Origin of the sequence: Romboutsia sp. CE17 (genome assembly GCF_012317385.1) — a bacterium.
Lineage (GTDB): Bacteria > Bacillota > Clostridia > Peptostreptococcales > Peptostreptococcaceae > Romboutsia_E.
In genome coordinates, this window is sequence record NZ_CP051144.1 from 1058742 (window position 1) to 1078549 (window position 19808).

Sequence of the window (19808 nt, forward strand, 5' to 3'; positions counted from 1 at the left end):
AGACCAGGAAAGTAATATAATCCTGGTATAATTAAGAGGTAGTCTTTTAATAGTTTACCTCTTTTTTATATGATATAATTTTATTAAATAGTGTTACAGGTAGGAGATTTAAGTGAAGAAAAGTAAAGATAATGAGAAAATTACTATTAAACATAAAGGTGCAGAAATAGCTATAGAATTAATATACAGAAAAAGAAAAAATATAACTATTCAAATAAATCCTAATTGTAAGGTATTAATAATAAGTCCTTTTAATGTGTCAAAGAAAATTCTAAGAGATTTCATAATGGAAAACGTAGAGTGGATAATAGAAAAGCTTGAAGAATATAAAAAGTTTGAGCATGTATATAAAGATAAAGAGTATATAAATGGCGAAAAATTTATGTACTTAGGGACTGAGTATAGTCTAAAAATAATAAAAGATACTGATGAAGATATATATATAGAAAAAAACGACTTAATTATAAAAATAAAAAACTTAGAAAAAGAATATATAAAGGATAAGCTAAAAATTTGGTATAAAAAAGAAAGTGAAAAGCTTGTATTACAAAGACTTATTTATTGTAGAGAAAATTTTAAACATATGAAGGAGTTAATACCAAATAAATTAAAAGTTAAAGAGCAGAAAAAGAGATGGGGAACTTGTACATCTAAGAGAGATATTTATATAAATTCTAAAATTTCAATGGCTAAAGTAGAGGCAATTGATTATATTTTAGTTCATGAATTTAGTCACTTAGTTTACATGAATCACTCTAAGGATTTTTATAATCTAGTAGAAGAGATTATGCCTAATTATAAAGATGCCGAAATATGGTTAAAGGAAAATTCGTATAAATTAAAGCTATAGATGTCATATAAATACAAATATTTTATCTTATTTTAGTCATATAAATTAAATAGCAATAATATTAGATAGGAGGGATAAAATGAATAATACTACTAACAAATTAAATAAAAAAGGAACAAGTAGTTGTGATGAAAAAAATAACATAAATAGTAACTCAACTACTCAGCAAAGCTTAGGTTTAGCAAGTATTGGATATGCAGACTATGTCATTTTATCCGCTACCCTATCTTACGCAATAGCAGAGGAGTTAAATGACTTAGATTTAGATATGTTAATTGTTTTTGCAGGAATGATTACTTCTGACTTAGCTTTGCTAAGGACAAGAAGAGGTATTATAAATGGGATAAATCAAGCAAATCAACAAAATACAGGAGAAGAAGCAACAATAGGTGGAGAAGAAACTATTTTTGCAGGAGAAGATATAGCTGCTCAACTATCAGCTGTACGAGGTTCAAAGAAAAAAAGAAGAAAAATAAAAAAAGTTAAAAGGAAAAAGAAACGTATAAATATTAGTGAAGATAAAAATGAAAATAAATAAAATTCAGAAAATTACCAAAAATAATGTTGACTTAATTAATCAAATCACATATAATTTGTATTAAGTTAAACAAATAAAATATTTTAAAGCAATGATGGAGACAAAAATATTCAAGGTATTAATTACAGAGAGCTAATATTTGGTGGAAATTAGCATTAATACGGATATATAATGATCACTCCTAAGCTTTCATGCTGAACTATCAGTAAGCATGAACGTATGCTAACGTTATATAGCTAGGGTTTACTTAGACCTGAATAATAAGAGATAACTGTTATTTTAATAGTTATAATATAAGGTGGTACCGCGGAATATAACTTTCGTCCTTATGAGCAGATTAAGTTTGCTTATATTGACGGAAGTTTTTTTATTTATATAAAAATAAATTTAGGAGGTAGTTCAATATGGATATAAATTTATATGCTAATTTAAATCAAGGAATAGATTCATTTTTAAGAGTAGCGACAACGTTAAGAAGAAAAGAAATAACTATAAAATCGATCAGTATGATTACTGATAATTATAAAAATACTGGTATGAGACTTACTATAGATGAAGAAGAAACATCAGTACAAGAAGTAATAAACTATATGAATAAGCTTTATGATGTAAGAGATATTGAAGCTCAATAATTAAAGTATTTTAACAAAAATAGTAAAAATAATATACTTAAATGTTTTAATAAAGTTAGTAAATAATACACATAAAAGAAATAATGAATTTATTAATTAATAAATAAATGATAACGATATGGTTTAGGGGGGATAAGATGAAGAGTGATAATATAAAAAGGGGATTAACTAAGGCTCCACATAGATCTTTACTTAAAGCAAGTGGATATACAGATGAAGAGATAAATAAACCGTTCGTAGGAATAGTAAACTCATTTAATGAAATAGTACCAGGTCATATACATTTAAGAGAATTATCAGAAGCTGTAAAAAGAGGAATATTATTAAAAGGAGGGACTCCACTAGAGTTTCCGTCAATAGCTGTGTGTGATGGTATAGCTATGAATCATGAAGGAATGAAGTATTCTTTAGTAAGTAGAGAAATAATAGCTGATAGTATAGAGATAATGGCTAAAGCTCATAGTTTAGATGGATTGGTACTAATACCAAGTTGTGATAAAGTAGTTCCTGGTATGTTAATGGCTGCTGCAAGGATTAATATACCATGTATTGTAGTTAGTGGAGGACCTATGCTTGCAGGAAAATATAAAGGTAATAGAGTTGATTTAATTACCACGTTTGAAGGTGTTGGTAAAGTAGCTAATAATGATATGAGTGAGGAGGAACTTTTAGAATTAGAAGAAGTTTCTTGTCCAACTTGTGGATCCTGTGCAGGAATGTTTACAGCAAATTCAATGAATTGTATGACTGAAGGTTTAGGAATGGCACTTAAAGGAAATGGTACTATACCAGCTGTTTATTCAGAAAGAAAGAGGCTTGCAAAAAAAACTGGAATGAAAATAATGGAGTTAATTGAAAGAGATATTAAAGCTAGAGACATAATGACAAAAGAAGCTTTTGAAAATGCATTAGCATTAGATATGAGTTTAGGGTGTTCAACTAATACGGTGCTACATTTAAGTGCAATTGCACATGAAGCTAAGGTTGATATGAATTTAGATATTATAAATGAAGTTAGCTCAAGAGTTCCAAACTTATGTAAATTAAGTCCAGCAGGAAACAATTATATAGAAGATTTATATGAAAGTGGTGGAGTATATGCAGTGATGAATGAGTTAAATAAAATTAATTTGATAAATGCAGATTTGATAACTTGTGAAGGCGATTTAATTAAAAACTTGCTAGTAGAAAAGAAAAATAATTACGTAATAAGAGATATAGATAATCCATATTCAAAAGAAGGTGGAATAAAGGTATTAAGGGGAAATTTAGCATTAGATGGTGCAGTTATAAAAAAATCAGCTGTAGACTCTAATGTTGCTGAATTTGTAGGAAAAGCAAAAGTTTATGAAAGTGAAGAAGAATGTGTAGATGCAATACTTTCAGGCCAAATAAAGAAGGGAGATGTTGTAATAATAAGGTATGAAGGTCCAAAAGGTGGGCCAGGGATGAGAGAAATGCTTACACCAACATCTACTCTATGTGGCATGGGACTTGATGCAGATGTATGTCTAATTACTGATGGAAGATTTTCAGGTGGAAGTAGAGGCTTTGCAATAGGTCATGTATCACCCGAAGCAGCAGAAGGAGGTCTAATTGCATATGTGTGTGATAATGATTTAATAAAAGTAAATTTAGAAAAAGGAACTATAGACTTATTAGTAGATGAAAATACTATTAGTGAAAGAAAATTAAAAATAGAGATAAAACAGAAAAATTTAAATGGATACTTAAAAAAATACTCAGCATTAGTTTCCTCAGCTGGAAAGGGTGCTATATGTGACTAGATATATTAATAAGGAGGGAGGTGTCTTATGGATGGTTCAAGAGTTTTATTAGAATGTCTTAAAAAAGAAGGTGTAGATACTATATTTGGTTATCCAGGAGGTGCAGTAATACCTTTATATGATGCTCTATATGACTACAAAGAAGACTTTAAGCATGTAAGAAGTGCTCATGAGCAAGGACTAGTTCATGCAGCTGATGGATATGCAAGAAGTACTGGAAAAGTCGGAGTTTGTTTTGTAACATCAGGTCCAGGGGCTACAAATGCAGTTACTGGAATAGCCACCGCATATATGGACTCAGTACCTCTTATAGTAATATGTGGTCAAGTATCAACTAGCTTATTAGGAAAAGACTCTTTTCAAGAAATTGATATTACTGGAGTTACATTATCTATAACTAAGCACAATTTTTTAGTTAGAAAAGTAGAAGATATAGCCCCTACTATAAAGGAAGCTTTTAAAGTAGCTAATAGTGGAAGAAAAGGTCCAGTATTAATAGATATACCAAAAGATTTATTTTTAACTGAAATAGATTTTGATATAAGTAATTATGGATCGTTTTTAAATGAAGATAGATTACAAAAGATTAAAACATTTCAATTAAATAAAAAAAATATAGATAATCTGAATAAAGCAGTAAATCTAATTAATAACTCTAAGTGTCCAGTAATTTATGCTGGAGGTGGTGTTAAATCATCAAATAGCGAAGATATATTATTGCAGTTTGCAAAAAAAATAGATACACCGGTATTAAATACTCTTATGGGACTAGGTGGAATAGATAGAGAACATGAACTATCAATAGGTATGGTAGGTATGCATGGAAGTAGAGAAAGTAATTTAGCTTTGTCAAACTCAGATTTAATAATAGCTATTGGTGCAAGATTTAGTGATAGGGTAGTAGGAAAATCTTCAGAATTTGCTAAACATGCAAATATAATTCATATTGATATAGATCCATCAGAGGTAAATAAAAATGTAGGAACAGATGTTTTTTTAATAGGAGATATAAATGAAATCTTAAATATTTTAATCAATATGGTATCTAACAAAAATAATTATACATGGAAGCAAGAAATATATTCATATAAAGAAAAAGAAAAAATAGAATCTAGTGAATTTCATCCTCAAAATATACTAAGGTTAGTAAATGAAAAGTTTGGGAAAAATAGTATTGTTGTAACTGATGTAGGTCAACACCAAATGTGGTCAGCAAAATGTTGGAAGTTTTCAAAAGGGAAAACATTTATAACATCGGCAGGACTTGGAACAATGGGGTTTGGGCTAGGAGCTGCAATAGGGACAAAAATTGGGAATAGTAGTAAAAATGTCGTACTTGTAACTGGTGATGGTAGTTTTAGAATGAATTGTAATGAGCTAGCTACTGTAGCTAATTATAATATACCAATACTTATATTATTATTTAATAACAATACATTAGGAATGGTAAGACAATGGCAAAAACTATTTTCTAACAAAAGATATTCAGAGACTGATATATTAGATAACTTAGATTATATAATGTTAGGTAATTCTTATGGAATTAAAGGATATAAAGTAGATACTATAGATGAACTTGTAAAAATATTAAGTAAGCTAAAGCTTAATAAGCCGATTATTTTACAATGTAATATAAGTAAAGACTATGATGTATATCCAATAGTTCCACCAAATGATGCTTTAGAAAATTTAATTTGCCATTAATATAAAAAATAATAGGGGGAAATAAAATGAAAAAAATGTACTATGAAAATGATGTGAATTTAGAAGTATTAAAAAATAAAAGAGTTGCAATATTAGGATATGGAAGTCAAGGTCATGCTCATGCTCAAAATCTTAGAGACAGTGGTGTAGATGTAGTAGTAGGTCTTCATGATGGTAGTAAATCAAGAAATAAAGCTGAAAATGATGGTTTTAAAGTTGTAAGCGTTAGTGATGCTACAAAAATAAGTGATATAGTAATGTTGCTTCTACCTGACACAGCTCAAAAACAAGTATATGAAGAAAGTATAAAAGATAATCTAAGGGAAGGACAAACATTAGCTTTTGCTCATGGATTTAATATACATTATAATAGAATAACTCCACCAAAATTTGTTGATGTTGTAATGGTAGCACCTAAAGGACCAGGTCATTTAGTAAGAAGTGTATTTAATAATAATAGCGGAGTACCAGCATTATTTGCAGTAGAACAAGATTTTACTGGAAATGCAAGAAATACGGTATTAGCTTATGCAAAAGGTATAGGTGCAACTAGAGCAGGTGTATTAGAAACTACTTTCAAAGAAGAAACTGAAACTGACTTATTCGGAGAACAAGCGGTTCTATGCGGTGGAGTTAGCGAACTTATAAAATCAGGATTTAAAACATTAGTAGATGCAGGTTATCAACCTGAGGTAGCATACTTTGAATGTTTACATGAAATGAAATTAGTAGTTGATTTAATGTATGAGGGTGGATTTGAGAGAATGAGATATAGCATAAGTGATACTGCTGAATATGGAGACTATGTATCAGGTAAAAGAGTAATAACTTGTGAATCTAGAAATGGGATGAAAGATATACTTGAAGATATACAAAATGGAAATTTTGCTAGAGAATGGATAGAAGAAAATGAAAATGGTTGTAAAAAATTCTTAGCTAAAAGAAGTGAAGAATATAATTCACAAATATCAAAAGTAGGTAGAGAACTAAGAAGTATGATGACTTTCTTAAATCAAAGTGAAAAGGAAAAAGCACATAATTGCTAGTTGTAAAAGTTTAAGATTTGTAATATATATTATATAGTTAATATAAATAAATTATATAAAAAAGTCGTATAAAATAATTTTATACGACTTTTTTATATACAGTATAAAATATAGATTTAACTTCGATTTTAATATAATTTCTTAGTTTTATCTGTTGATATTTTATATAAAATAGATTAAAATCAACTTGTAAATAACAAAACATAACAAAACATAACAAAACATAACTAATTTATAAGGGGGACAATATGAAAATAAAAAAATTAGGAATTATAGGTTTAAGTATATGCTTATTATTAGGTATATCAGGTTGCAGTAAAACTTCAAATGAAAATGATGAAACAATAGAATTAAATATTTCAGCTGCAGCAAGTTTAAAAGAAGCTATGGGAGAAATAGAAAAAGAATATAAAAAAATTAATGAAAATGTATCTTTAGTCATAAACTATGGCGGTTCAGGTACTCTACAGCAGCAGATAGAACAAGGTGCACCTTGTGACATATTCATATCTGCAGGACAAAAACAAATGAAAGCTTTAGAAGAAGAAGGATTATTATTAGAAGATACATATAAAGACTTATTAAAAAATGACTTGGTGTTAATAGCATCAAAAGATAGTGATATACAAAGTATTAATGATTTGCTTACAGATAAGGTAAAACATATAGCTATTGGAGAAAAAGAAAGTGTACCAGCAGGTAAATATGCAGATGAGGTTTTAACAAATCTAAATCTAAAGTCGAAGGTGGAAAGTAAATTAGTTTTTGCTAAAGATGTCAAAGAGGTTTTAGCATGGACACAATCAGAAAATGCAGAAGTTGGATTTGTATATTATAGCGATACAATAAACTCAGATCAAGTAAAAATAATTGAAACTACACCAGAAGATTCACACTCTGATATTGTATACCCAATAGGAATAATAAAAAGTAGTAAGCAGGTAAATGCGGCTAAAGAGTTCCAAGAATATTTATTAAGTAATGAAGGTCAAAAAATATTTAAGGAATTTGGATACAAAGCTGTAAATTAATTAAAAAAGAGAGGGATGACATTGAATATAGATTGGTCACCATTAATAATATCCATAAAAACTGCTTTTTTATCAACTTTAATAACATTTATAATAGGAATATCAATATCATATATAATGTCAAATTACAGAGGAAAGTATAAAGGAGTAATAGATGGATTACTTACACTTCCTTTAGTGTTACCGCCTACAGTGGTAGGCTTTTTTCTTTTATTGTTAATTGGAAAGAATGGATATATAGGTAAGTTGCTTTTAAAATTTGATACAAATTTAGTATTCAGTTGGACTGCTACTGTAATAGCATCAACTGCAGTTGCTTTTCCTATGATGTATAGAACCTCAAGAGCAGCTTTTGAACAAATTGATAGTAATATGATATCAGCGGCTAGAACCCTAGGTCTTAGTGAATGGAAGATATTTTATAAAATAGCAATACCGTTAGCTTGGCCGGGTATAATAGCGGGAATAGTCTTATCGTTTGCTAGAGCTTTAGGTGAATTTGGAGCAACTTTAATGATAGCGGGTAATATACCTGGAAAAACACAGACAATGCCTTTAGCTATATTTTTTGCAGTTGAAGGTGGAGATATGAAAAAGGCGATTATGTGGGTTCTCATAATTACATTTATATCTATAATTATGATATTAATATTAAATCGCTGGTCTGAAAATCAACAAAGAACAATTGGAAAAACAAATAGAAGGGAGTATAGGTAAATGTCATTATATGTTGATATAGAAAAGGACTTATCTTCCTTTAAATTAAAGGCTAAGTTTGAAGAAGAAAATAAAGTACTAGGATTTTTAGGTGAGTCAGGATCGGGAAAAAGTATGACATTAAAGTGTATAGCTGGATTGGAAACTCCAACAAAAGGTAAAATTATATTAAATAATAGAGTATTATTTGATTCTGACAAGAAAATAAACTTATCAACTCAGGAACGTAAAGTAGGTTTTTTATTTCAAAATTATGCATTATTTCCTCATATGACTGTAACTCAAAATATTGAAATAGGATTGAGTCATATAAAAAAAGAAGAACGACATGCAGTTTTAAAAAATTATATAAGTAGATTACGTATAGAAGGTCTAGAAAATAGATACCCTTGGCAACTATCAGGAGGTCAACAACAGAGAGTTGCTTTAGCGAGAGCATTAAGCACATCACCTGATATATTATTACTAGATGAACCTTTTTCTGCGCTTGATTACCATCTAAGAGGAAGTATGGAAAAAGAGTTAATAAATATTTTGAAGGAATATAATGGGCAAGCAATATTTGTTACTCATGATAGAGAAGAAGCATATAGAGTATGTGATAATATAATAGTATATGATAAAGGGACAAGTATGCCTAAAAGAAACGTTCAAGATTTATTTGATTTTCCAAAATCATTTCCAGAAGCTAAAATTACTGGATGTAAAAATATTTCAAGTATAAAAAGAATAGACAATAAAACTATCTATTGTGAAAATTGGGGAATTGAATTAAAGTTAAATAAAAATATAAATAAAGAAGCTAAGTTTATGGGAATAAGAGAGAAATACATACATATAGCTGATGAAAAGGACTGTAATACTGTGGAAGTAACTATAAAAAACGTAATTGAAAATCCATTTAGTTATACTATAAGCGCTATTAATCATAACTATGAAATTAGTAATAGTATAGAATTAGAAGTTAATAAGACTATAAAAAATATAAGTACTGGGGATAAGATACTAATTAAGTTTGAAGTTGATAAGGTATTTTTATACTAAGTAGTATATAATATATATTAAATTATAATTCTGAAGTTTAGCAAAATAGGAGAAAAATATGTTTTTTATAGGAATTTTAGGTATAGATAATAAAAGCGATGAAATTAAAAAAATAGACCATTTAAATTGTAACAATTGTGAACAAAGAGAATATATGAAATTAATAAAAAATTATAATTACTTTCATATATTTTTTATTCCTATTATAAAATGGAAAGAAGAATACTATATACAATGTAGTGGATGTAATAGTATATATAAAATTTCTAATGAAAAAGGAAAAGAAATAGAAAAGGGAGCAGAATTAACCTTAAGTTACTGGGACTTGGATGAAATAAATATTAATCAAAATATGTGTAAAAACTGTGGATCTGTATTAGATAACAATTTTACTTATTGTCCATATTGTGGAGAAAGAAGATAATAAAAAGAGAAGCTATTAGAGATATCATTTCTAATAGCTTCTCTTTTTATTATATAGAAAATATTAATCCTTAGTAGAAAATGGAATAAATATATTGCATTATCAAAATGATAATAGTATAATAAATATAAATGGTTATCATTTTGATAATAAGTATAAGTTCATAAAAGAAAATAGATCAAAACCTACTTTTATATTTAATAAATAAAAATTAATTTTAAAAGAAGATTGATGAAAATATGTTAATAAATTATAGAAATTATACTTATTTAAATAAAAAATATGCAATAAAACAAATCAGGGAGGAATCGTATATGGGAGAAAGTTCATTTTTACCTCACTTCCTTATGATTACTGATATAAAAACTGTTATTTTTATATTAGTACTTATAGGAACATTTTTTATAGTTAATTTTTTCGAAAAAAAGAAAATAAAGTTCTCAACTAGAACTATATATGCCACATTAATAGGATTAGTATTAGGAGTTGTTATACAATTAGTAGCTAAACTTCCTGAAGATCCAAGTAAAGTTGCTTGGTTAGTGGAAGTTAGTAAATGGTATAGCTTATTTGGCTCAGGATTTATGGATTTATTAAAAATGTTAGTTGTTCCTTTAGTATTTGTATCGATATTAAGAGTTATAATTAATATGGATGAAGGTGAAAATTTAGGTAAATTAACATTTAGATCTTTAGGAATATTATTAACAACAACAGCATTAGCAGCAACTGTTGGTATTGTAGTTGGAAATGTTATGCAATTAGGTAGAGGAGCTCAAGAAGTAGTGCAAGCTACTACAGAGATGAGAGAAATAACACCTTTAGTAGATACTATAATTGGTTTATTACCATCAAATCCAGTTGCTTCTATGGCTGAAGGAAATATAGTTGCAATAATAATATTTGCTACATTCTTAGGATTAGCAGTAAAGAGACAGAGAAAGAAATATGCTGATGTTATAAAGCCATTTGAAAATTTAGTAGAAGCATTTTATAAAATAATAATAAGTGTAGCTATGACAGTAATTAAATTTATGCCATATGCAGTTGTAGCAATGTTAGCAAATACAATAACAGCTCGTGGTATATCATCTATGATATCTGTATTTGAATTTGTAGCAGCACTTTATATATCTGTAGCTATATTATTTGTTATTCATTTAATAATAATAAGTTTAAATGGATTAAATCCTATAACTTATGTTAAAAATGCAGTAGAGCCACTTATACTTGGCTTCACTTCTAGATCAAGTTTAGGTACATTACCTGTAACTATAGAAACATTAAAGGATAAACAAGGAGTAGATGAAAGTATAGCTAGTTTTACTGCAAGTTTAGGTGCTAATATGGGTATGAATGGATGTGCAGGAATATATCCAGCTCTAGTTGCAGTAACTACAGCTAATATGGCCGGTATAGAAATGAATGCTAGTTTCTATGCAATGTTATTTATTGTAATAACTATAAGTTCATTAGGTATAGCAGGATTACCAGGAACAGCTACTATGGCAGTTTCAGTAGTTCTATCTGGAGTGGGACTTGGTGCTTATTTCCCACTAGTTGGTGGTATAATTGCAATAGACCCAATACTAGATATGGGGCGTACTATGATAAATATTAATGGAGCAAGTACAACCGCAATTGCTGTCGCTAAATCTTTAGGAAAAATAGATAAAGATATATTTAATAAAAATGAAAAAAAGGTTGATGAAAAAACAGCCTAAATAAAAAAAGAGTTGCCTTTATAAAGTATACACACTTAAGGCAACTCTTTTTTATTATAAATTCACTTCTTATATTTTTAATAATGACTAGCAATTTATAACAAAATAAGGATAAAGTATAAAAATTACTCTATAAAAATATTGCAACTAGCCGATAAGCATATTTTGACAAAAATGTCAATTGACAATATAGAAACGAAAAGTTACAATTTAGTTACATAATCTTTAAAGGCATATAATATAAATTTATAAAGAACTAAAAATTAAATAATAATTCATAAAATATTTTATGAGTTAAAATAGGGGGAATTATATGATGTTTAAAGAGAAAAATTTAATTATACTATTTTTAGCAACATCTTTAGCACTAGGTGTTTCTTTATGTGGATACTGGACTTTAAACAAAGAACAAATAAGTATAGTTGTAAAAGGTGAAGAGAGAAAAGTATCTACGTTTAAAAAAACAGTAAAAGATTTGTTAGATGAAAATGAAATAGAGTATGATAAAAATGACATAATAACTCCAAGTTTAAATTCAGAAGTAAATGATTATATGGAAGTTAAAGTAGTACAAGTAACAGAAAGTAAAGTAACTGAGAAAGAAGAGATTCCTTTTGATGTAAAGTCTGTAGATGACAATACCTTAGAAAAAGGTAATACAAAAATATCACAAGAAGGTAAAAATGGAGAAAAAGAATTAACTTATACTCTTACTTATCATGATGGTAAATTAGTAAAAAAATCTTTAGTTGAAGAAAAAATAGCAACTGAGCCTGTTGATAAAATAGTAAAAAATGGAACAAAAGAAGAAATAATTGTTGCATCGAGATCTAAAACTTCAAGAAATAATATCACTTCTAATAATACTTCTAATAACACATCAACATCAATAACTGGAAAACATATGACAGTAGTAGCAACAGCATATGCAGGAGATTCTATAACCTCTACAGGTACAACTCCTAAATGGGGTACTATAGCAGTTGATCCAAGAGTCATACCATATGGAACAAAAGTATACATTCCTCAATTTGGAATGACATTTGTAGCAGAGGATTGTGGAGGAGCAATAAAAGGTAATAAGATAGATATATTTATGAATAATGAATCACAATGTATAAATTGGGGTAGAAGAACTATAGATATTTATATTAAATAGCAAATTAACTTTACTTAAATAATAAACTATATTATTATTAAACTATATAAAATTTACGAAAAAAGATTTAGATTTAAAAGGAGAAGTAGTATGGGGTACAAAAGAACTTATGAAACATGGTTAAATGACTCTTACTTTGATGAAAAAACAAAAGAGGAATTAAATTCTATTAAAGGAAATGAAAAAGAAATTGAAGACAGATTTTATAAGAACTTAGAATTTGGAACTGCTGGTCTTAGAGGTATAATAGCAGCAGGTACAAATAGAATAAATAAATATACAGTAAGAAGAGCAACATTTGGTCTAGCTAATTATATAATAAAAAATGCTTTGGAAGAAAAAAATAGAGGGGTAGTAATAGCTCATGACAATAGGAATATGTCTAGAGAATTTTGTATAGAAACAGCAAATACTTTAGCAGCGTGTGGAATAAAAGCATATATATTTGATGGTTTAAGAACTACTCCAGAGTTATCATTTGCAGTAAGAAAGTTACATACTATAGCTGGTATAGTTATAACTGCAAGCCATAACCCACCTGAGTATAATGGATATAAAGTATATTGGGAAGATGGGGCTCAAGTTATGCCGGAAATAGCAAATGCTATAACTGATGAAATAAATAGTATAGAAGATTATAGCACAATACCTACTATAACTGATGAAAATAAAGAATTAGTAATAATGTTAGATGAAGAACAAGATACAGCGTTTATAGAAGCTGTTAAAGAACAATCATTAAGAAAAGATATAATAGAGAGAGTAGGAAAAGAGTTCAAGATAGTATACACTCCACTTTGTGGGACTGGAAATGTTCCAATAAAAAGAGCTTTAAAAGAAGCTGGATTTGAAAATGTACTAGTAGTAAAGGAAGAAGAAAATCCAGATCCAAACTTTGCAGGAATAGAATATCCGAATCCAGAAGAACAAAAAGCTTTAACAAGAGGAATAGAACTTGCAAAAAGTAGTGGTTCTGATTTAGTAATAGCAACTGACCCAGATTGTGATAGAGTTGGTGTAGCTGTAAAGACTATAAGTGGTGAATATGCATTATTAACAGGTAATCAGATAGGTGGACTTTTAACTAACTATATAATAGAAGGATTAAAAGAAAATAGTAAATTAAAAGAAAATTCAGTTCTTATAAAAACAATAGTAACATCTGAATTTGGAGCAGATATAGCAAGATCAAATAATCTTGAAGTTATTAATGTACTTACTGGATTTAAATTCATAGGTGAAAAGATAAAATCTTTTGAAGAAACTAATAAAAATACTTATTTATTCGGATATGAAGAAAGTTATGGATACTTAGTAGGAACACATGCTAGAGATAAAGATGGTGTAGTTGCTTCATTATTAATAGCTGAAATGGCAGCTTATTATTATTCTAAGGGTATGAGTTTATATGAAGGATTAGTTGAATTATATAAAAAATATGGGTTCTTCAAAGAAAAAACAATATCTATAACTTTAAAAGGAATAGAAGGTATTGCAAAAATACAAGAAATAATAAGCTACTTTAGAAATACAAAAATAGATACTATAAATGATGTAAAAGTTGTAGAATGTAAAGATTATAAGCAAGGTATAGATAATCTTCCTAAAGCTGATGTATTAAAATACTTCCTAGAAGATGAATCTTGGATAGCTGTTAGACCATCTGGTACAGAGCCTAAGCTTAAGTTCTATATTGCTGTAAAAGGTAAAGATGAATCTGAAGCAAATAATAAATTAGATGGAATAAAGAGAAGCTTAGACAAAATATTAAGTAATGTAATGGATTTAGAAACTGTAAGATAAATAATAAAAAGGTGCGAACTTTATCGCATCTTTTTTATATTTAATAGTATTAAAAGCAAATATATATATAATATACTTAAATAGGGAGGGGGATAAATGAAATGCTAAAATTTTCAAAAGAAGATATAAGAGAAATAATAAAAAAATCTCGTTACAGCGAAATAAACTCTAAGGCAGCAGAAGTAGCATTTTATCTTCTATTGTCACTTTTCCCATTTTTATTATTTACTATTAATGCATTAGCTTATATTCCAGTAATACATATCAATAGATATATAGATTTATTACAAAATATAATGCCTACAGGGGCTTTTGTGATAGCTAACTCAATAATTCAATCAGCAATAGAAAATAGGAGTATAAGTTTAGTGATAACAAGTTTTTTCCTTACAATATGGACATCATCTAGAGCTGTTAGAGCTTTAATTAGAAGTATTAATAAATCTTATAATGTTAAAGAAACTAGGTCATATTTTAAAATATTTACTATAGCAATGGTATTTACGATTATGCTTTTACTTTTAATATTTATATCTATTATATTTTTAGTATTTGGAGAAAAATTAGGTGATTTTTTATTAGATACTATAGGAATTGATAAAGTATTTCTTAATATATGGAACTTATGGAGGTATTTAATTGGGGTAGGAACAATAGTAATAATATTTTTATGTTTATATATATATACTCCAAATAAACAAATAAAATTAAAGGATGCTATACCAGGTGCAATAATTGGTACTATCTCATGGTTTTTAATATCTTATATATATTCTTACTATGCAAATCATTATGCTAATTATGAAGTTATATATGGTAGTATAGGTGGAATAATAATACTTATAACTTGGATATATTTAAGTAGTTGGGCAATCTTAATTGGATCTGAAGTAAATGCTAAGTTATATTTTATTAGAAATATTAAGTATAAAACTAAAATAAAAAGAAAAGTGTTTGAACATTATTAAAAGTATAAATAAGAGTATAAGCTTTTTTTATAATATATCATATAATTAAATCTGAACAAATAATAAAATTTATTTATAATTATAAATAAATTTTATTGACACTAACAATTTAGTTCAATAAAATTAAAGCAATATGATTATAATATATACAAAAGCTAAGAATAGGAAGAGTAAATTTAATTCGATTATTAGAGATGAAAGTTCATAGGCTGAAAGACTTTCTTAATTAGAGGAATTGAAAACTACCTAGGAGCTGCTATCTGAAGTTATCTATGTATTTTAGTAAGAATAGACGTTAACTACGTTATAGTTATAAGTGGATTGAATTGATCAAATTAGGTGGAACCGCGGGAAAAACTCTCGTCCTTTTATTAAAGGATGAGAGTTTTTTATTATTGTAGAAGTTTTTTAAAGATACAAATTAATAAAAAGCTAAGAATGGTAAATTTAATTTGGTATGATCACTAACAGGTTTGTGCTATTACATAGGGGGATTTTGTGTATAAAATTAAAGGAGGTATTAATATGAAAATAGGGATATTAGGATATGGTACAGTAGGAAGTGGGCTAGTAGACATTATAGACAATAATAAAGATAAAAGGAATATTAAAATAGCTTCTATTTTAGTAAGGGATAAAAGTAAATATGAAGGTATGAAATACTATGATAAATTAACAACAGATGTTGAGGAAGTTTTTAATAAAGATCTAGATGTTATAGTTGAAGTTATGGGAGGGATTAATCCATCTTTAGAATATATAAAAAGAGCTTTAAATAATAAAATAAATGTGGTTACAGCTAATAAAGATTTATTAGCTGAATATGGAGATGAACTTGCAAAGATAGCTAATAAAAATAATGTTAACATTAAGTTTGAAGCTTCAGTTGGAGGTGGAATACCAATACTTAAGCCGTTAATAGAATCTTTAGAAGGTAATTGTATAGATCGTATTTATGCAATATTAAATGGAACAACTAACTTTATTCTATCAAAAATGTATAATGAAAATTTATCGTATGACATGGCCTTAAAGCAAGCTCAAAACTTAGGATTTGCGGAAGCTAATCCAGCGTCAGACGTATTAGGATATGATTCAGCAAGAAAATTATCTATATTATCAACACTAGCATATGATAATAAAGTATACTGGAAAGATTTGTATTTAGAAGGTATTACTGATATTGATAAAAAAGATATAGAGTATGCTAAAAAGTTAAACTGTAAAATAAAACTTGTAGGTCAAAGTGAATACGATGGGTATAAGGTAAGGGGGTTTGTTAGACCTGTACTAGTTGAATTTGATAATATACTAGCTAATATAGAAAATGAGAATAATGTAGTTGTATTAAATGGAGATTCTGTTGGTGAAGTATCATTTGTAGGAAAAGGTGCTGGAAAGCTTGCTACAGGAAGTGCAGTCTATGGAGATTTAATAGATATATTAGAAGGTAGGTTCTCATCTATAAATTCATTTACTAAAGATAAAGCTGAAGTTATTAAAGTATTAGACAATCAATGTAGTGCATTACTTAGATTTAAATGTCATAACAAAGATAGTATTATAAGTGTAATAAAATCAAAAATGAATAGTTTTGATGTATTAAATGAGAATGAAGAACTTGCAGTATTAGTGAATGCAAATTCTGAATATGAAATAAATAGTACTTTATCTGAAATAAAAAGCAAAGGTTATTGCAATAAAATAAGTAAGTTAATAAAAATAAACTAAATATATATAGGTACCTTTTAATTGAAAGTAAAAAAGGTACCTTTTTCTTATCGAGTAAATATTAAATTCAAGTCGTCAGAGAGTTCGTTATTAAATTTATATCCATTTATTTGGAAATCTTTTAAATCATTTATATTATCAATCTCATTTTCTATAATAAATCTAGTCATATATCCTCTTGATTGTTTAGAATACATACCAATTACTCTAAATTTACCTGTGTTATTATTATAATCTTTAAAGTCTACATTTATGAACTTACAATGATTGTTTAATTTTTTTAAATCTATCGCTTTTACATATTCAGAAGATGCTAAATTAAGAATTATTTTATTATCATGCTTTTTAATTTCTTCTATTAAATAATTTGTTATTTTAGATTTCCAAAATTTATATAGATTTGCTCCAGATTCATTTTCAAGCTTTGATTTCATCTCAAGTCTGTAAGGTTCTATTAAATCAAAAGGAGAAAGAACACCATATAATCCAGAAAGAATTCGTAAATGCGTATTAGCAAAATTAAAGTTTTTATTATTGAAGGTAGAAACATCCATACAGTTAAAAACTTCACCATCAAAAGCTAATATACTTTGAGATTTTGGATTATTGATTGAACCAAACTCTTTGTATCTATTTAAATTTAAATGTCCTAAATCTTCACTTAAATTCATAAGATTTTGAACTTCAGCTAAACTTAGATTTTTAAGAATACTCATTAGATAATTTGCATCATTATAAAAATAAGGCTTTGATGATATATCCAAATTAGTATTTTTATCAAACTTCATAGTAGTAGCAGGGGATATTATTGTTAGCATATTAATTCACCTCTATTTATTAATAATTTATTTATACCAATGTAATTTATTTTGAATCATTTTAATATAAACTAAATAATATTTATTTTTATATAATAAACATAGTATAAATAAAATACAAGAATATCTAAATAAAAAATAATTTTATTTAAATAAATATACTGTTTATTTAATAATACAATAATAAATTTATTTATGTATGTATGACAAATAGAATATAGTAGAAGTTCAACTATTAAAGTATAAATGCACTATATATAGATAAAAAAGTTAAATTTATTGCATTTACTAAATTTTCTAATTATAATAAGATATGTTAATAATTTAATAATTAAGGAGGAGCACTGTGGAAGAAAAAGACGTTATAATATTGGATAAAGAGCGTTCTCCAAAAAGGGTTAAAGCTGTTAATTTAGAAACCTTTATATTTATAGGTATACTAGTAATTGGATTTGGTTACATAGCTAGTATTATGGGTGCTGGCATAATGTTTAAAGTAATCATGAATACTGCACATGATTTACTTTTAAATACAGTATTTTTAATAATGGCAATGTCAGTTTTAGCAGGTGCACTAAGTGCATTATTATCAGAATTTGGAGTTATATCTTTGATAAACAAGGTTTTTGCAATATTTATGAAACCTTTATATGGATTACCTGGAGCTAGCATAGCAGGAGCTGTAGCTACATATTTATCTGATAATCCTGCAATAATATCATTTGCTAAAGATAAGAGTTTTACAAAATACTTTAAAACTCATGAGATACCGGCCTTATGTAACTTAGGAACAGCATTTGGCATGGGGTTAATATTAACAACATTTATGATATCTCAAGGAAAAGAATATGTATTACCTGCAATAATAGGTAATATATCAGCGATAATAGGTAGCGTAATAAGTGTTAGAATTATGATACATTTTACTAAAATATATTATAGTTATGATCCAAAATTAGATAAAAGTCCCCGAAAATATAATGACAGTACTGAGTACAGAGAAATAAGGGATGGAAATATATTTCAAAGAGCTTTAGATGCAATGTTAGAAGGCGGGAAAAATGGTGTAGATATGGGAATAGCAATAATACCAGGTGTACTAGTTGTATGCACGATGGTGATGCTACTTACTTTTGGCCCATCTATAGATCCTAAAACAGGATTAGAAGTATATACAGGATCTGCATATGAAGGTATAGCTCTTTTACCTGTTATAGGAGAAAAGATTAGTTTTATATTAGAGCCGATTTTTGGATTTACATCACCAGAAGCTATTGCATTTCCAATTACATCTTTAGGAGCAGTTGGAGCGGCTATGTCTTTAGTACCACAATTTATAACTGATGGAGTTGTAACTCCAAATGATATAGCAGTATTTACAGCAATGGGAATGTGCTGGAGTGGATATTTAAGTACACATGTAGGAATGATGGATGCGTTAAATTCTAGAGGATTAACTAGCAAAGCTATTATTGCTCATACTATTGGAGGAATATGCGCAGGTATGTCTGCTCATTTTATTTATATGTTAATTATATAAGTTGTTTATTTTAAAAGAGAGTAATGCATTACTCTCTTTTTTGTTGAAATAGTGTACTTTAATGATTCTGATGTTTTTTATGACTACTTATGGGTCTAGCTGTATTTTGGCTAACTGAACCTGTTTTTGAAGGTCTAAGTCTAGGTGGTAAGTTTAATTCTTCACCTTGTTCTAATTTAAAATTTGGATTCTTTTTATCATTTCTATTAAATTTAGTTTTATTATCTTCTCTTTTATGTTTATCTAATGTCATAATTTCCTCCTTAAATGTTATTAATAATATATTAATAAT

General features: G+C 27.5%; 18 protein-coding genes and 2 other annotated features. Of the genes, 16 read left to right on the plus strand and 2 right to left on the minus strand.

Annotated elements, in window-relative coordinates; all coding sequences use genetic code 11:
* Positions 1-112 precede the first annotated feature (112 nt).
* The 15 genes from HF520_RS05020 (at position 113) to HF520_RS05090 (ending at position 17158) form a co-directional block, all read left to right on the plus strand.
* Complete coding sequence (locus tag HF520_RS05020; protein ID WP_168572988.1) at positions 113-850, plus strand: M48 family metallopeptidase; 738 nt, start codon at positions 113-115, stop codon at positions 848-850.
* A 79-nt stretch (positions 851-929) separates the two neighbouring features.
* Complete coding sequence (locus tag HF520_RS05025) at positions 930-1388, plus strand: hypothetical protein (RefSeq protein WP_168572989.1); 459 nt, start codon at positions 930-932, stop codon at positions 1386-1388.
* An 82-nt stretch (positions 1389-1470) separates the two neighbouring features.
* Positions 1471-1719, plus strand: a binding site (T-box leader).
* Positions 1720-1792: 73 nt separating this feature from the next.
* Positions 1793-2020 (plus strand): ACT domain-containing protein, encoded by a 228-nt coding sequence (locus HF520_RS05030; protein ID WP_168572990.1) that lies wholly within the window; start codon positions 1793-1795, stop codon positions 2018-2020.
* Positions 2021-2157: 137 nt separating this feature from the next.
* Positions 2158-3807 (plus strand): dihydroxy-acid dehydratase, encoded by a 1650-nt coding sequence (gene ilvD / locus HF520_RS05035; RefSeq protein ID WP_168572991.1) that lies wholly within the window; start codon positions 2158-2160, stop codon positions 3805-3807.
* Positions 3808-3834: 27 nt separating this feature from the next.
* On the plus strand, positions 3835-5511 hold the full coding sequence (gene ilvB / locus HF520_RS05040) for a biosynthetic-type acetolactate synthase large subunit (protein ID WP_168572992.1): 1677 nt from the start codon (positions 3835-3837) through the stop codon (positions 5509-5511).
* A gap of 26 nt (positions 5512-5537) precedes the next feature.
* Positions 5538-6557, plus strand: coding sequence for a ketol-acid reductoisomerase (gene ilvC, locus HF520_RS05045; protein ID WP_168572993.1), 1020 nt, complete (start codon positions 5538-5540; stop codon positions 6555-6557).
* 248 nt (positions 6558-6805) lie between these two features.
* Entirely contained in the window at positions 6806-7588 is a 783-nt protein-coding gene (gene modA / locus HF520_RS05050) for a molybdate ABC transporter substrate-binding protein (protein WP_168572994.1), read from the plus strand.
* A 21-nt stretch (positions 7589-7609) separates the two neighbouring features.
* Positions 7610-8305, plus strand: coding sequence for a molybdate ABC transporter permease subunit (modB, locus tag HF520_RS05055; RefSeq protein WP_330586308.1), 696 nt, complete (start codon positions 7610-7612; stop codon positions 8303-8305).
* On the plus strand, positions 8306-9349 hold the full coding sequence (locus HF520_RS05060; protein WP_168572996.1) for a sulfate/molybdate ABC transporter ATP-binding protein: 1044 nt from the start codon (positions 8306-8308) through the stop codon (positions 9347-9349).
* 58 nt (positions 9350-9407) lie between these two features.
* The gene (locus HF520_RS05065; protein WP_168572997.1) at positions 9408-9773 is read left to right on the plus strand and encodes a zinc ribbon domain-containing protein; all 366 of its coding nucleotides are present in this window, start codon (positions 9408-9410) and stop codon (positions 9771-9773) included.
* 314 nt (positions 9774-10087) lie between these two features.
* The gene (locus HF520_RS05070; RefSeq protein ID WP_243155200.1) at positions 10088-11497 is read left to right on the plus strand and encodes a cation:dicarboxylate symporter family transporter; all 1410 of its coding nucleotides are present in this window, start codon (positions 10088-10090) and stop codon (positions 11495-11497) included.
* A 313-nt stretch (positions 11498-11810) separates the two neighbouring features.
* Positions 11811-12656: a 3D domain-containing protein gene (locus HF520_RS05075; protein ID WP_168572998.1), complete on the plus strand. Its 846-nt coding sequence runs from the start codon at positions 11811-11813 to the stop codon at positions 12654-12656.
* Between the two features lie 90 nt (positions 12657-12746).
* Positions 12747-14459: a phospho-sugar mutase gene (locus tag HF520_RS05080; RefSeq protein ID WP_168572999.1), complete on the plus strand. Its 1713-nt coding sequence runs from the start codon at positions 12747-12749 to the stop codon at positions 14457-14459.
* Positions 14460-14560: 101 nt separating this feature from the next.
* Positions 14561-15427, plus strand: a complete 867-nt coding sequence (locus HF520_RS05085) for a YihY/virulence factor BrkB family protein (RefSeq protein WP_168573000.1) — start codon at positions 14561-14563, stop codon at positions 15425-15427.
* A 148-nt stretch (positions 15428-15575) separates the two neighbouring features.
* Positions 15576-15798 (plus strand) — a binding site (T-box leader).
* Between the two features lie 154 nt (positions 15799-15952).
* Entirely contained in the window at positions 15953-17158 is a 1206-nt protein-coding gene (locus HF520_RS05090) for a homoserine dehydrogenase (protein WP_168573001.1), read from the plus strand.
* 47 nt (positions 17159-17205) lie between these two features.
* Here the strand turns inward: HF520_RS05090 and yaaA are convergent, their stop codons facing one another.
* On the minus strand, positions 17206-17976 hold the full coding sequence (gene yaaA, locus HF520_RS05095) for a peroxide stress protein YaaA (RefSeq protein ID WP_168573002.1): 771 nt from the start codon (positions 17974-17976) through the stop codon (positions 17206-17208).
* A gap of 346 nt (positions 17977-18322) precedes the next feature.
* Here yaaA and HF520_RS05100 point away from each other — a divergent pair, with 346 nt between their 5' ends.
* Positions 18323-19516, plus strand: coding sequence for a CD0519/CD1768 family membrane protein (locus tag HF520_RS05100; RefSeq protein ID WP_243155201.1), 1194 nt, complete (start codon positions 18323-18325; stop codon positions 19514-19516).
* A gap of 58 nt (positions 19517-19574) precedes the next feature.
* Here HF520_RS05100 and HF520_RS05105 read toward each other — a convergent pair whose 3' ends face one another.
* Positions 19575-19769, minus strand: coding sequence for a hypothetical protein (locus tag HF520_RS05105; RefSeq protein ID WP_168573003.1), 195 nt, complete (start codon positions 19767-19769; stop codon positions 19575-19577).
* Positions 19770-19808: the final 39 nt, after the last annotated feature.